At 36.9% G+C, this 15,031-nt stretch carries 9 protein-coding genes, 2 tRNA genes and 1 pseudogene; 4 read left to right on the top strand and 8 right to left on the bottom strand.

The window, feature by feature from the left end; genetic code table 11:
- Positions 1-27: 27 nt before the first annotated feature.
- On the bottom strand, positions 28-210 hold the full coding sequence (locus LY28_RS11800) for a helix-turn-helix domain-containing protein (RefSeq protein WP_165835555.1): 183 nt from the start codon (positions 208-210) through the stop codon (positions 28-30).
- A gap of 80 nt (positions 211-290) precedes the next feature.
- Here LY28_RS11800 and LY28_RS19810 point away from each other — a divergent pair, with 80 nt between their 5' ends.
- Both LY28_RS19810 and LY28_RS19805 read left to right on the top strand, forming a co-directional pair.
- Positions 291-629: a DDE-type integrase/transposase/recombinase gene (locus LY28_RS19810; protein ID WP_110462391.1), complete on the top strand. Its 339-nt coding sequence runs from the start codon at positions 291-293 to the stop codon at positions 627-629.
- A pseudogene (locus tag LY28_RS19805) lies at positions 604-741 on the top strand (IS3 family transposase); the annotation flags it as partial. The gene LY28_RS19810 and the pseudogene LY28_RS19805, both read left to right, overlap by 26 nt.
- A gap of 479 nt (positions 742-1,220) precedes the next feature.
- Here LY28_RS19805 and LY28_RS11785 read toward each other — a convergent pair.
- The 4 genes from LY28_RS11785 to LY28_RS11770 form a co-directional block, all read right to left on the bottom strand.
- Positions 1,221-3,260, bottom strand: coding sequence for a hypothetical protein (locus tag LY28_RS11785; protein WP_110462390.1), 2,040 nt, complete (start codon positions 3,258-3,260; stop codon positions 1,221-1,223).
- A 683-nt stretch (positions 3,261-3,943) separates the two neighbouring features.
- Complete coding sequence (locus LY28_RS11780; RefSeq protein ID WP_110462389.1) at positions 3,944-4,768, bottom strand: KilA-N domain-containing protein; 825 nt, start codon at positions 4,766-4,768, stop codon at positions 3,944-3,946.
- 170 nt (positions 4,769-4,938) lie between these two features.
- Positions 4,939-5,826, bottom strand: coding sequence for a recombinase family protein (locus LY28_RS11775; RefSeq protein ID WP_110462388.1), 888 nt, complete (start codon positions 5,824-5,826; stop codon positions 4,939-4,941).
- A gap of 144 nt (positions 5,827-5,970) precedes the next feature.
- Positions 5,971-6,061: transfer RNA gene (locus LY28_RS11770), tRNA-Ser, on the bottom strand.
- 443 nt (positions 6,062-6,504) lie between these two features.
- On the opposite strand from LY28_RS11770, the gene LY28_RS11765 reads away from it, so the two are divergent.
- Both LY28_RS11765 and LY28_RS11760 read left to right on the top strand, forming a co-directional pair.
- Positions 6,505-7,764 carry an HD-GYP domain-containing protein gene (locus LY28_RS11765; RefSeq protein ID WP_110462387.1) on the top strand — a complete coding sequence of 420 codons (1,260 nt, stop codon included), beginning with the start codon at positions 6,505-6,507 and terminating at the stop codon, positions 7,762-7,764.
- Positions 7,765-8,041: 277 nt separating this feature from the next.
- Positions 8,042-8,132 (top strand) — tRNA-Ser (locus tag LY28_RS11760).
- Positions 8,133-8,242: 110 nt separating this feature from the next.
- Here the strand turns inward: LY28_RS11760 and LY28_RS11755 are convergent.
- From LY28_RS11755 to polC, 3 genes are all read right to left on the bottom strand, one after another.
- Positions 8,243-9,682, bottom strand: a complete 1,440-nt coding sequence (locus LY28_RS11755; protein WP_110462386.1) for an MFS transporter — start codon at positions 9,680-9,682, stop codon at positions 8,243-8,245.
- A 20-nt stretch (positions 9,683-9,702) separates the two neighbouring features.
- The gene (locus LY28_RS11750) at positions 9,703-10,119 is read right to left on the bottom strand and encodes a MarR family winged helix-turn-helix transcriptional regulator (RefSeq protein ID WP_110462400.1); all 417 of its coding nucleotides are present in this window, start codon (positions 10,117-10,119) and stop codon (positions 9,703-9,705) included.
- 223 nt (positions 10,120-10,342) lie between these two features.
- Complete coding sequence (gene polC / locus LY28_RS11745) at positions 10,343-14,713, bottom strand: DNA polymerase III subunit alpha (protein WP_422785006.1); 4,371 nt, start codon at positions 14,711-14,713, stop codon at positions 10,343-10,345.
- Positions 14,714-15,031: the final 318 nt, after the last annotated feature.

Here is a 15,031-nt window from a genome sequence, read left to right as displayed (position 1 = left end):
CTTCTATTGGCGGGTAAAGCATAGACATTAATTTTTTTTATCACTAAGGTCAATAGGCCATGATATCCCTGCCTTTTCGGCTCTTGTTAGAATTTCGGATACAGTTGATTTGCCGCAATTACATGCCTTACCAATTTCTCTTAGTGATAGTCCTACTTCATGTTTCAACCTTAAAATTTCTCTTGCTTTCAGCATTTCCAGCCTCCTCATCGTCTGGCCCCCTTTAATCATACTGATTAAAGAGTAGCAGTTAATTTATTAACTCGACAAGGTGTCCGGATAATTCCGAAATGCTGTCCGGATGTTTCCGGAATCAGTGTCCGGATGCAGCCGAAATATGCACCAGAAAAGTTATTGCCTATAAAATTTCACAGAAGCATAGTACACAATTAATTACCTCCACATTTAAGTTGGTGTATGCGGAGCGTAAGCCAGAAAATGGACTGATTTTTCATAGCTACAGAGGCACACAATATACATCCCATGCATTTCAAAAGCTATTAAAGACTTGTAGGATAAAGCAATCCTTTTCACCTTCAGGCAGACCTCACCATAACGCTGTAATGGAATCGTTCTTTTCATCTATGAAAAGAAGAGCTTTATCGTACCAACTATCATTCGGTAGATGAATTCAAAGAACGCATCAACAAATATATAGAGTTTTATAATATAGAACGTCCACATGTTACGCTGGCCTATAAAACGCCAAATACCTATGAACGCTCATTTTATAATAAGTAATGTTAGAAAGCAAATTAGACACTTATGTTCAAAAGTTGACTTTTTTACTTTTTGAACACTCTAATTTAAGTTTTTGAATTGTGAATGCGAAACCAGTCTTCAAAAATCGGAAATCCTCAAACCCGTATAAATAAAGGGATTAGATACAAAAAACGACGGTTGATATTTGGACATTCCAGAAAAAATGTTCAAATCATCAACCGTCGTTCAAGCTCATTTATATGGATAACAGGAAGTTTATGCAGTGGTTAAATGTTGTGTTATAAACATGATGGGCATCTTGTTCTTTTTAGTTGCTTATCCTTATCTATCATAAGTTCAAATATTTACTTTGTTTATTGAAGAAAGCAAATCATCATAACCGTTCTCTTGTGTTAAATCTATATACAATCTTGACTTTAGAAAAGGTGGAAGATAATCATACTTTCAACTTATCACGTCACGCAGTAATATGCAACACTGCATTTAATCATAATTGATTACTGGCAAAATAAACGATCAAACAAAATCTTATTTCGTCTTTGTGAATCATTAATGATTTTGCTGTATGGTAAAACCTCAATGTAAGCGTTATATATATCAAAATATTGATAATAACTGTTTCCGTCTGGAGTTTTACGGAAATTACGTCCTTCCAAAAACTCAGCCATTTTTGCAGGAATATCACAAAGAATATAACAGCTAAAGCGAATAAACTTACCATTCATTTCGGCTAATACATGACCATCCTTATCCTTACAACGACCGTCACGGATTTGTTTGATATAACCTACAACTTGATCAACGCAGTCCTCATCTGAACGGCCAGGCCGCTTAAACTCAATAATTGTAATATTGTTTACAGAAGTATCTTTTAAATCTCCCGTTAGTGCAAAGGCCGGTTCGAAGATTGTTATGTCAGGCTCTTTTGGACAATCGCTTTCAGTATCTTTGTATGTTGAAATTGGTTTATCAGAAGCCAGATAGTAGTGATACGCCAGCTTCTCGTCGATAATCCATAAATTGTGTTTATTGTAATCAATATCATCCGATGTAGTTATCATCGGAAAAATAAGATTGTGTATACTTTTCTCCAACGCATATTTTTTCTTTTCATCGTCCGTGAATTTCAAGTTATTAGCAAGGATGTCAAGCATAACCTTTCTATGGGTGATATAATCAGCTAAATCACCTTTCCCTAAATCTGAAATCTTCTGTAGATAGCTTGAGCATCTGCTCTCATAGTCAGAGTAATCTTGAATACTGTCAATATCGCCATTTAGATATTCTTTCTGCTCTCTTTTCAAATGTAAGCGATATTTCTGTTCCTGTTTGAAAAGCTCAAGTTCTAACTTTTCGTCATCATTTGTTATAGGTATTCTATCGATACACTCGCTGTTGTGTTTTATCAAAGAGCGATAACGTGGATTCTGACAATATACATAATGTTCAATACGATCTTTTTTCTGAATGTTATAGGCAGCAATTTCTTCACTTAAGAATTCTCTGATAATAGGAATTGCCGCATTAACTATATCTTTTTTGGACACAGGTTTTAAGGAGTTTTCATCTTCCAATTCCAACTGTTCGTAGGTTTCAGTCTCCTCCATATCAATTTGTTCGATTTTAGAAAAAGCAAACTCAGTTCTTTCACTGTTTATATTCTCATCCAAAATTTCCCCAGTGATATAGCCACTATAGGTAAACTCACCGTCATCATTAGATAGCTTTCCTGTAAGTTCTTTTATTATATTTGATAAATTATCCCCAAATACTTCACGATTATGGGCACAAAAGTGCAACAAATGTTTGTCGTTTGAGGTCGCATAGTTTTTTGCACTTATAATGCTGAAAGAATTTCCATTTACTAAAAATTCTTTTACACTTAAGTTTCCCTTTATGCTTTCAGCAAATACTGCGTTAATACATCTTGAATCTTGATCATCGCTTATTACTATTTGGGGACAATTATCAAGAGCTAAATAAGCAAAGCAGTGATTCATAATTTCTCGGGCAAGGGTGTCAATTCGTTTGGGACATTTGCTTTTATATTTTTGAATATATCCATCCAAAACTACTTTTGTTCCCGCTTTAGTTTTGGCGCTTAACTGATTTGTTATCAATTTAGTTTCTTCAAAAATAGAAAAGTCAAAGTTTCGGTCATAGTATTTTCCCTCAGATCCCAAATAGGTACTTTCGATAATTACCTTTGAAAAAGCTTTTAACCAAATAACTCTTCCAACGCCTTTACAGCCCATGGCAAGTTTGTAGTCACTACCATATATATCAAACGACGCATAATTTTTGTCGTTGAAGCCTATGCCGTTATCTGTAACTACAAAAGAATCAACATCTGTTTCCCAATTATCTTTAGGTAGCAGCGAAGACTCACGAATCACATTTATAATAATCTGTCCATCATTAATATTTGCCTCTTCAATACTTTGGATTGAATTAATAATAGCCTCAAAGAGAGGTAAAAGAGGTGAACTTGCTGGCAACTTATGAGTATCCACAATTGATTTAAAGTTGATTTTCATTTTCCAATCCTGCCTCTATGAGTATTTTTAAAGAAAATAATTATTAACATATTTTGCGTAACATTGTTTATTCTTTTTCAAACGACGCCATTTTAATTATATATCGCTAATACGATCAATACAATAAATCGCTATCGAAAATAAATATATTTGTGTAAAATATGGCGTTACTTGGTATTATATGTGGCATAAAATTCTTGGATATACAATTCTCTGAGACCACAGCGATACCGGACACCCACCGTTAAATGGTAAATATTCTTCTCCTGGCCGATTTCCACAAGTGTCTTACCATGGCGATGTTTCACAGAAATATCTCCTGATATTTTTGATTGCGCAACAGAATTCGTGATACACAATCTTCTTCAGCCACGCCCAAAACCAGTAGTTGCCGTTATAGGAGGCAATATACTGTATGGATTTTAGCACTTGTGTTCTGGATCACATCCTCCTTATCCTCTTCTTTCAGAAATGACCAGCGGCTGATATAGAAAACATATCTTCTCAGAATCAGATAATTCCACTCAAATAAGTATTTCAATGCTCTTGTATCATCAGACAGATAAGCTTTACACAAAAATGAACGAAACGGTGAAACCTAACTTTATAATTAATTCCTTTCTGCAAGTACATTGAGGTAGCTTGCTCACCATTTTAAAAAGTGCTTGCAATATTATAAAAAATTACTTTTCATCATTAGCTTTCTCCTCTAAAGAGATAACACGGTGCTCTTTTGTTAAAATTCCCATCTGGCTTATTGCAATTGAATTGAGTTTTTCCAGACGTTGTCCTTGCGTCAAACCCTCATTGATAAACAATGCGTTAAGATTTTCTAAGTTTACGAGGCATACCAATTGTGAAACATTAGCATAATCACGAATATTTCCTTTAAGCTTCGGATTGCTATCACGCCACTGCTTCGCTGTCATTCCAAATAGCGCAACATTCAACACATCTGCTTCATTTGCATACACCTGGGTTATTTGATATTTGTTTAATGTAGGAGGAGTAAGATTTTCTTTAATGGCATCCGTATGTATTCTATAATTAATCTTAGTTAAATTGCGTTTAATATCCCATCCCAGCTGCTTTTGTTCCTCATCTTTAAGTCGCTGAAATTCTTTTATCAGATAGATTTTGAACTCTGGACTTATCCACATACCAAATTCAAAAGCTATATCTTTATGAGCATAAGTGCCTCCATATCTTCCCGCAGTTGCCTTTAATCCAATTGCATTTGTTTTTTTCATCCATTCTTTAACGCTGATTTTATAACTATTTAACCCGGCTTGGCTTTTAATTGTGGCGAATTCGCCATAATTAAATTTCGGATTATAAATTTGCTCCCAAATGCCTAAAAATTCAACTGTATTCCTATTACGGAGCCAGTCGGAAATAAAAAAATCACCATCTTTGGCCTTTAACATATCTGTAATGGAAATATAATCATTGTCATTGATGGTAGTAATTGATATTTCTGTACCAATAACATGGATCTTTTTTGCCACAAATTATTCCTCCCACATCCGAACTTATGTTCTATTATACTCTTTTGAGATATTATATTCAATCTTTTTGAATAAAGAAAGCATAAAAGATTTGAGTTTAACTATAAAGTCATTTGATCATACTGTTTAAATCCACCGAATTCGGGGGATTTAACTTTTAACACATAATGTTATAAATGTTTTCTGCGCTGGACTTCCTCAAAAATCTCTTTGCTGATAATAGCATCATGATTATTCTCAATAAAATACATTGATAATTCACCATTATTTTTTACCTGTTTGTGAGTCAGGCAATTTTCAACATAGCTTTTCTGAGATAATACAGTTCCGACATATTTCTCATTGGAAAGAATCCGATCAATAGTAGATGTGCTCCATTCAGCCTTGCCTGTTACAGTTTTAACACCATTTTTCTTAAGATATGATTTAATCTTCCGGCAGCCATAGCCTTTCAGGAATAAATCATAAATGAGCCGGACGATTTCAGCTTCTTCTTCAACGATAACTAATTTACCATTTTCAGCTTTTGTGTAACCAAGGAAGTTGGTATGGTTCAGCTTTATATGTCCTTTTTCAAAGCTTCGTTGAATTCCCCATTTGATATTCGCACTCTTTGATTCACTTTCACTTTGTGCAACAGCTGCAGCTGCAGTAATAATCTTTATCATTCGCCAATCAGACGAATCCAATCTCTCCATTTCAAAATATACTGTGATTCCCAAACCGAGTAGCGCATTGAAACTCTGTAAAAAAGGGAGAGTATTCCGTCCAAAACGACTGATGGACTTGGTAATGATATAATCAATTTTTCCGGCTCGGCAGTCTTTCATCATACGATTGAATGCGGCTCTGTTGTCAAAACGTGTACCCGATACCTGTTCAGAATAAATGTCCGCAAGTACCCATCCCTCATGCTTGTTGATATAATCCGTATAGTACTGAATCTGCGAATCAAGACTGGTTCGTTGTTCTTCATAAACTGTGCTGACCCTGCAGTAAGCAGCAACACGTAAAACTTCTTTTTGAGTAGCCGGTATTTCGATGATAATATTGCTCATGCTTTATTCTCCTTCCTATTTTTACAAAAATAAAAAGACATGACAGTTAAATAACCATCATGTCGAAGTCAAATTTTTATTGCTAATATATAAAATAAACTACATTCTCTCGTGAGTTTTCACAAGAAAATGTAGCTTTTAACATGGCGGAGAGTTAGGGATTTGAACCCTAGGTCGGCTCATCACCGACACGAAATTTCGAGTTTCGCACCTTCGACCTCTCGGACAACTCTCCATATACAATTTTAATAAAAAACTATTTCAAAAGTGCAGCAAAATGTTCCTTTGTCACCTTTGAACATTTTTCAACTGTTCTGATACTTCTCTGTAGCATTTATATTCTACACGTAAACGGACAGTGTTTCAAGCCTTTTTATAAAAACAGGTTATAAAATATATGTAATTCTTTTACTCTGAAGCAAATCGGTAAGCCGATTCTTTTGAAACTGATTATATACAGTACTTATATACCGCTAGATTTCAAGAATGAAATGAATCTGTAATAAAGCTGTAATAACTATACAAAAAATACAAAATAAATATATTAATTATAAATACCTATTTCTTTTTATAAACTTTCATAGTAGAATATATGTATGCTAAATTTCTACATTTTAATGCATTTATTTGCATTATTGTATAATATTTTTATTTGTTCAGATAAGGAGGAGGGCTAATTTGTTACCAAATATACCAATTATCGACATTGTATTATCCCTATCAAGTGCTATTGACTTAATAGACCCCGCAATAACAAATCACCATAAAAGGGTTGCCTATATATCATATAGCATTGCAAAAGAAATGAATTTATCAGAAAATGAGATTAAAAATCTTGTATTAGCAAGCTTGCTGCATGATTGCGGTTCTGTTAATTTATCTGAAAGAAATTCACTTTTTAAATTTGAATTTGGGTGTTCTATTCTTCAAAGACATGCACATGGTCAAAAAGGATGGTTTATTCTCCATGATGCAGATGACTTGCATGATGCGGCAGAAATAATAAAGTTCCATCACGTGTATTGGGAGGAAAGATCCGATGCTCATTTTGAATCATACGAAATACCTGTGACAAGTCATATTCTTCATTTAGCTGATAGAATAGACATTCTTATCAGCCGTGATATTGACATTTTATCACAGCGCAAGGAAATTGAGGACTTAGTAAACTCTAAAAGCGGAACAATGTTTATGCCTTCAGCAGTTACTGCCTTTAACAGTCTTATTCCAAAGCTGTTTTTTTGGTTTGATATAGTAAGTCCTTATTTGGAGCACATAATCAAAAGCGTTATGAAGCCTTACAATGGCTGCGTAAGCAACGCAAGTCTTCACCAGTTCGCCAAAATAGCTCACCGTATTATTGACTTCAGAAGCAGCTATACGGCAACCCATTCTATAGGTGTGGCAACTTGTGCTGCCTTTTTGGCATCTAAATTGGGGTTTATTGCTTCAGACATTGAAACTATACATTCTGCAGGTTTAATACATGATATGGGTATGCTCAGTATTCCCGAACACATTCTGGAGAAGCCGGGCACACTGGATTTAGTTGAATATAATATTATTAAATGTCACACTTACCATACTTACAGGATACTGGACTCTATTCAGGGCTTGGAAAAACTCAGAGATTGGGCTTCTTTTCATCATGAAAAGCTTGACGGAAGCGGTTATCCCTTTGGCCTGAAATCAAGCCAGCTGGATATGGGCTCAAGAATTCTTGCTGTAAGCGATTTGTTTGCATCTCTGACGGAGGACCGTTCATATAGACCTGCTTTATCCTTGGACACAGCTATGAAGCTAATTAACAGTGCAAAAAACTATGATTGTGATGTTAAAGAATGTCTTAAAAATAACCTTGAAGAAATTGTTGAAAAAATTAAGATATCGAAAGAGGATGTTTCAAAAAGCTGTGAAAAAATTTTCAACTTGCCATAAGTGTTTACTGCAGTGATACATAAAAGCCTCCTTTACGAGAAAAAAGAATACCTCTTATAGGTACGTATCATTACAGTGGCATTTTGGTATTTTAAGCTATCAATAGTATAAAGCTATTAATAGCTATTTTATTTTATGTGTATAAGGCTGTTGTCAACCTTTCGCCAAGCAAATCAAACTGTTAAAAAAATGCCTGCGAAACTTTACAGTTGACAAGTTATATAGTCTAATGTAAAATATAAAGGCAGCTTAAAAGCTGAATTAAATATTTGATATTGGAGAGTTCGCCTAGCTGGTCGAGGGCGCATGACTGGAAATCATGTATACCTGCAAGGGTATCCAGGGTTCGAATCCCTGACTCTCCGCCAATTATATACACAATGTTGTCAGGGTCACTTTAAAATGGCCCTGACTTTGTCTTTATACTCAATTATTTCTCGCACATATAGCTTCACCGCAAGTATTCCTGCTTGTGGCTTTATTCCAAAACTGTCTCCTCTTCGGACTTTCTCCCAAAAAGGCGTATTGCCGTCAAAGCTGCTCCGGCCAGACAAATTACAGCTGCAATAATATATACTGTTCTCATTCCGTAAATAAAAGCATCATTTCTTCCCGGTACAAAATCAGTTACATGATGTCCAATTTTATAGCTCATTCGATTGTACAAAACAGTAGTGGACAATGCTATCCCGCAAATCATGCCAAGATTTCGTATAAGTGCATTCACGCTTCCGGCAATGCCCAGCTTGTCCCTTGATACCGTAGACATAACCAGCGAATTATTCGGTGCCTGAAACAATCCGTTTCCCATAGACATAATTGCTATAAATAACGCCATGCTCATAATTGAAGATTGTTCTGTCAAGGTAGACATAAGTATTAGGCCCAAGCTTGTAAATGACAACCCAATCAGGGTTAAAACCTCAGAACCCAGCTTATCGGATAAGTGCCCGCTTACAGGTGCAACCACCGACATAACCAGCGGATAAATCATCATAATTAATCCTGTCGTTGACGGAGAAAAGCTCATTACATCCTGAAGATAAAAGGGCTGAATAATATTTGAACAAAAAATAGCCAGAAAGGATAAAAATGCACAAAATATACTAAGCGAAAACAACTTATTTTCAAAAATTTTCAGCTGTAATAAAGGATTCTCTTGCTTCCTTTCTGCTATAATAAACAATACCAAGGCGGCAATTGCCACCAGAAAGCCGAGCAATACCACAGGCTTTGTAAATCCCACCTCTTGTCCCTTACCAAGTGCGGCAAACAGAGGTACTATAAAAAATAGAAATAATACCGCTCCAAAGCCGTCCAATTTTTCTTTTACCCTTCGGATGGAATCCGGAAGTATTTTAAAGCTAAAAAATAAGGTAGCTATGCCTATGGGAACATTTATCAGAAAAATATATTCCCATCTTCCGCTGTCAACTATGAAGCCTCCTATAGGCGGTCCAAGCAGGGAGCCTAGAGCCACAAAGGTTCCTGTAATTCCCAAGGCCTTTCCTCTCTCATTTGCCGGAAATACCTCGGTAATAATACCTTGATTATTAGCCATAGTACCTGCCGCTCCTATTGCCTGGATTACCCTTGACAAAATTAAAACTGAAAAGGAACCGGTAATTCCGCAAAGCAAGGAGCCCAGTGTAAACAAGGCAATTCCAAACTTAAATATCCTTGTTTTACCGACCATATCACCCAGTCTTCCAAACACCAGAATAGTTGCTGAAATAATAATCAAGTAGCTTGTCACTACCAATTGAATACTTGCCGAGGTTACATTTAATGCCTTAGTCATAACGGGAAGAGCTACATTTACAATACTGCCGTCCAGTGTAGCCATAAAGGTCACCATCAGAACTATAAATAAAATCATCCATTTATTTTTATTGCCGCGTTCAATTGTTGCATCCATTTTTATTCTCCCTATAGCTATTATTTCAATTCTCTTAAATTAATAAGAATCTTTTTTAATGATTCGGTAGTAATAATCTTTTCCTGCTCTGACAGGTCTGCTGTTATCAGCTCAACTAATTTATGGATTTCCGTAAGAATCTTTGGAATCACAGCCTTCGCCTTTTCTGATAAAAACAGCTTATAAGCTCTTGAATCGGTATCATCCTCTAACCTGACAATATAACCAACCTCAATAAGCTTTGTGATGGTTCTTGCCGACATAGCCTTGTCAAAGCCTAATTCCTTACTTATTTTATTCTGGCTGATACCTTCATTTTTATTTAAAATAAATAAATATTGATAAGAGCCGCTGCTTAAATCATATTTCCTCAGCAGCTTATCAAGATAAATTTGCGTCGCTCTGAAAATTTTATTGTTAAGTTTTATAAAATACATTATGTCTTCATACACACTTAGCACCTCTTTCTCAAAATCTGCCGCTCAATAATAAAGTTGACTTATCAACCTTATTTTAATAAAAATACGTTGACTTGTCAACTATAATGTGACACAATAAGACATTTTCTTAATAGTACTTACTTCTCGGCACACCACAAAAGGCTGATAGCGGAGCACAAGTCCGCTATCAGCCTGATTCTATAACCATCCTTTTCTGCCCTTACATCACAAAATCCTCCAAATCATCGAAAAAGCTCAGCTGGTTGCTTTTTGGAAGCCCCCTCAGACAACCGAATTTTTGCAGTGATTCTATAGTGGAATTGCCTATTTTAGCACGAATACGCAAGCTTTCTATTGATGTAAACGGCTCTCCCTCCTTGACAGCTTTGTAAATACTCTCTGCGGCAACTGTTCCCATACCTGATATACTGTTCAAAGGAGGTCTTATACTACCTTCCTCTATCAAAAAATTTGTGGAATGTGATTTGTACAAGTCAATAGGGAGAAACTTAAAGCCTCTCTCATACATTTCCAGAACCAATTCCAGATCTTCATACATATCCTTATCCTTATTTGCAGCCTGATTACCCTGCATCTCGATTTCCTTCATCTTTTGCTTAACAACCTCCTTTCCGTTAATCATGACCTCCGCATCAAATGCCTTTGCCCTGATTGAAAAGTAAGCCGCATAATAAGCCAGAGGTATATGCACCTTAAACCATGCTATTCTGAAGGCCATCATGATATAAGCCGCCGCATGGGCCTTAGGGAACATATATTTTATTTTTTTACAGGAAGCTATATACCACTCCGGAACCTCATGCTCTCTCATCATAGCTTCATATTCCGGCCATTTCGGTTCCTTCAAGGCCTTTCCCTTACGGACCGTCTCCATTATCTTGAAGGCAGAGTTAGGAGGAAGACCTTTTTTCATAAGATAAACCATGATATCGTCTCTCGTACATACTGCCTCACTTAGTGTAACCGTACCGGCATCAATCAAATCCTTGGCATTGCCAAGCCATACATCTGTGCCGTGGGAAAGCCCCGATATACATATCAGGTCTGCGAACTGTTTCGGCATAGTATCCAGAAGCATTCCCCTTACAAACTTTGTACCGAATTCGGGCACTCCGAAGGTTCCCACCCTTGAATTTATTTGCTGAGGAGTTACACCTAAAGCCTCTGTTGAAGAAAACAGAGACATGGTTTCCTTATCATCCATAGGTATTGTTTTGGGGTCCACCCCGGTAATATCCTGAAGCATCCTGATCATTGTCGGGTCATCATGTCCCAGTATATCCAGCTTCAAAAGGTTCTGGTCTATTGAGTGATAGTCAAAATGTGTTGTTATTATATCCGATTCCGGGTCATCCGCAGGATGCTGTACAGGGCAGAATTCAAATATCTCACGCCCCTTGGGCACAACTATTATTCCTCCCGGGTGCTGTCCGGTGGTTCTTTTTATTCCGGTACAGCCCTTTGAAATTCTTTCAATCTCCGCTTTATTGACATGAAGATTTCTTTCTTCAAAATACTTCCTTACATAGCCGAAGGCTGTTTTATCCGCTATAGTGCCTACAGTACCCGCCTTAAAGGTTGTACCCTTTCCGAATATCACCTCTGTATATTTGTGCGCTCTTGCCTGATATTCTCCTGAGAAGTTCAAGTCTATATCAGGCTCCTTGTCTCCGTTGAAGCCCAGAAAGGTTTCAAACGGGATGTCTATTCCATCCTTTGCAAGCTGCTCTCCGCATACAGGGCATGGTTTGTCCGGCAGGTCAAAACCATTATTATAGCCATAATCTGTAAAATCCGAATATTTGCAGACCGGACACCTGTAATGAGGCGGCATGGCATTTACTTCAGTAATACCGGTCATATAAGCAACCACGGAGGAACCGACAGACCCTCTGGAGCCAACCAGATAGCCATCCTCATTTGATTTCCACACAAGCTTCTGGGCAATTATGTACATTACCGAAAACCCGTTTTTAATAATAGAATCCAGCTCTCTGTCAAGCCTCTGCTGTACAATTTCCGGCAGCGGGTCTCCATACAGCTCATGTGCCTTTTCAAACGCAATATCCTTAATAGTCTGTTCGCAGCCCTCAATATGCGGAGGACACTTTTCAGATGAAATAGGACTTATTCTTTCACACATCCCAGCTATTTTATTAGTGTTTGTGACTACCACCTCATAGGCCTTTTCCTCTCCCAAATAAGAAAACTCCTCAAGCATTTCTTCCGTGGTTTTCAGATATAAAGGAGCTTGATTATCAGCATCCGTATAGCCTTGACCGGCTTCAAGTATGCGCCGGTATATCTCGTCCTCCGGGTCCATAAAATGCACATCACCTGTGGCTACTACCGGCTTATCCAATTGTTCTCCGAGTGCTGCAATCTTCCTGTTTATTTTCTTCAGATACTCCCTATCCGGAACCTCCTCTTTCCTAACCAGATAATCGTTGTTCCCCAACGGCTGAATTTCCAGATAATCATAATCCTTTGCTATAGCTTTGATTTCCTCATCGGATTTCCCGTGTAAAATTGCCTGATAAAGCTCGCCTTCACTGCAGGCGCTCCCCAGAATCAAGCCCTCGGAATATTTTCTGTACAAGCTTTTTAATATACGCGGTTTTTTATAAAAATAATCCAAATGGGAATAAGAAACTAATTTATATAGGTTCTTTAATCCAATATAATCTTTAGCTAAAATTATGGCATGATATGTATTAAGCTTTTTATACTCCGCCTTCTTAGCTTGCTCATCCGAGCCCAGCCTGTCTATATCCCCAAGCTTTTCAGCGCCTCTTTCCCTAAGCTTTTCAAGCATTACATTGAACACCTTGACCGTAGTATCCACATCATCCAAAGCCCTGTGGGCAACTTCCACCTTTATTCCCAGATTTTTTGCTATACGCCCCAGCTTATAGGTCTTATATTCAGGAAAAATATCCTTTGCAAGAGATAATGTGTCCACATATGAAAAGTCGAAGTCATAACCCAAGCCTTTTGCATTGTATTTTAGGAAACCCATATCAAATTCGGCATTATGAGCCACCAAAACGCTTCCTTCCAGAAATGCCAGCATTTTCGGAAATACCTTTTCTATGGTTTCCGCATCTTTCACCATTTCATCGGTAATATTTGTGACCTCTACCACCCTTGCGGGTATGGGCTTTTCAGGATTCACAAAGCAGCTGAACTCATCTGTTACCTTTCCGTCCTTAAGCTTCATGATTCCTATCTCTGTAATTTTTTCCGTAACAGGTGAAAACCCTGTTGTTTCAAGGTCTAATACGCAATATTCAGTATCTATGCTCTGTCCTTTTGGATTGGTTACAGAAGGCTTCTTATCCGGAGCCAGATATGCCTCAACCCCGTATATAACCTTCATGTCCGCATTATCTCTTCCAAGAAGCTTATGAGCCTCAGGGAAAGACTGTACCACACCATGATCAGTAATGGCAATGGATTTCATTCCCCAGTCCATAGCTCTTTTAATCAAATCGGCTGCACTTGTCATTGCATCCATCTGACTCATCTGAGTGTGCATATGCAGCTCTACTCTCTTTATTTCTGCATTATCCTGCCTCTTAATTTTCTTTATACCGTCTGTTTCTATTATAGTGTTGGCAATAAACTCAATTTCGCCGGAAAACTTGCTGTTGCTTGCACTCCCTGCAAGCTTGACGCCCTTCGCCTTTTTTAATCTGGAGAGCACATCCCCTTCCTCTCCCTGCTTGATAAAAGCCTTGCAGGCCATGGAGCTTGAGCCGTCATACAAATTAAAGGAAATTAAGGTTTTACCGCTTCTCAATTCCTTTGAATCAATATTGGATATATCACCTGTTATAGAAACTCTTCCCTCATCGGGTATAATGTCAGTTATCTTTATTACAGCTTCCTTTATATTTGTATTCCTTCCTAATATCAAGGGTGAGCTTTCTTTCCTTACACCGTTTTCAGCCTTTGCCTCCTGTCTCGCCAACGGCACTGCTTTTGGCGGCTCAGGGAAACTGTCTCTTACAAGAGGCTTTGTCTGCTCTCTGACAAGCTGTTTTTCCTTTTCCTGCGAATCCTCCTGCAGCTTTTTCAAGTCCTCCCTGCTTACCTTGTCAAAAAAGTTAACTTTATATGCTGTCCCATACAGATTCTGTATGACCCTGCTTATCTTTTTGTCATAACCCATGCCTGTTAAAACATCTGATGCAACAATTTTGAAATTGAAATTTATAATATTGTTCATTACCTCAAATTCAGTATTTGTAAGAACAGCCTTTAAAAGAGGGTGCTTATCTGACATGGAAAAAAGAATAGCCTCAAGCTCCTTTTCTATAGGCTTTTTATCAATTCCCTCGGCATATTCCACTGTAATTCGGGAGTCATTTAATAGGAACCTCTTCCTTAAAAATCTGTTAAGGCCTTCTATCCCTTTGACATCAATATATTTATCAGAGTTAAGCTTAAGCTCAAGAATTTTACTTTTTTTCTTCAATACAGCCGTTTCTACGGTTGCAGCTCCAAGATTTCCCTCTGCATTGTAATCACTGAAAATTTCATTTATTCTTTTCAAATTACTTCCCAAAGCTCTTCCTCCATAAGTTTTAAGTATGTATCTATTATATAAGATTCATATATGTTTGTCATGTCAATTTCATGCCGGCAAAAAAAAACAAATTACTATCGGCTGAAAGGAGGATACTTGAACCATAATTGACTTTAGTAATCCTTATCTTTATTTATTAATATTAATTTTTGCATTAAAATCTAATATATACTATTATTTTCATATTTATTCCATAATTTTATTAATTTCTTATAATTTATTAGAATATAATATTATTTGTATATTATGTTAAATTCAATTTAAATTAAGGAATTTATCCTTGGCATATATAAATAA

This window comes from Ruminiclostridium sufflavum DSM 19573 (assembly GCF_003208175.1).
Taxonomy (GTDB): Bacteria; Bacillota; Clostridia; order Acetivibrionales; family DSM-1351; genus Ruminiclostridium; species Ruminiclostridium sufflavum.
This window is presented reverse-complemented; position numbering and strand designations above follow the sequence as displayed.

Coding starts and splice junctions, on each gene's coding strand:
- LY28_RS11800 (WP_165835555.1), bottom strand. CDS start 210: ATGAGGAGGCTGGAAATGCTGAAAGCAAGAGAAATTTTAAGGTTGAAA.
- LY28_RS19810 (WP_110462391.1), top strand. CDS start 291: ATGCTGTCCGGATGTTTCCGGAATCAGTGTCCGGATGCAGCCGAAATA.
- LY28_RS11785 (WP_110462390.1), bottom strand. CDS start 3,260: ATGAAAATCAACTTTAAATCAATTGTGGATACTCATAAGTTGCCAGCA.
- LY28_RS11775 (WP_110462388.1), bottom strand. CDS start 5,826: ATGAGCAATATTATCATCGAAATACCGGCTACTCAAAAAGAAGTTTTA.
- LY28_RS11755 (WP_110462386.1), bottom strand. CDS start 9,682: ATGGATGCAACAATTGAACGCGGCAATAAAAATAAATGGATGATTTTA.
- LY28_RS11750 (WP_110462400.1), bottom strand. CDS start 10,119: ATGTATTTTATAAAACTTAACAATAAAATTTTCAGAGCGACGCAAATT.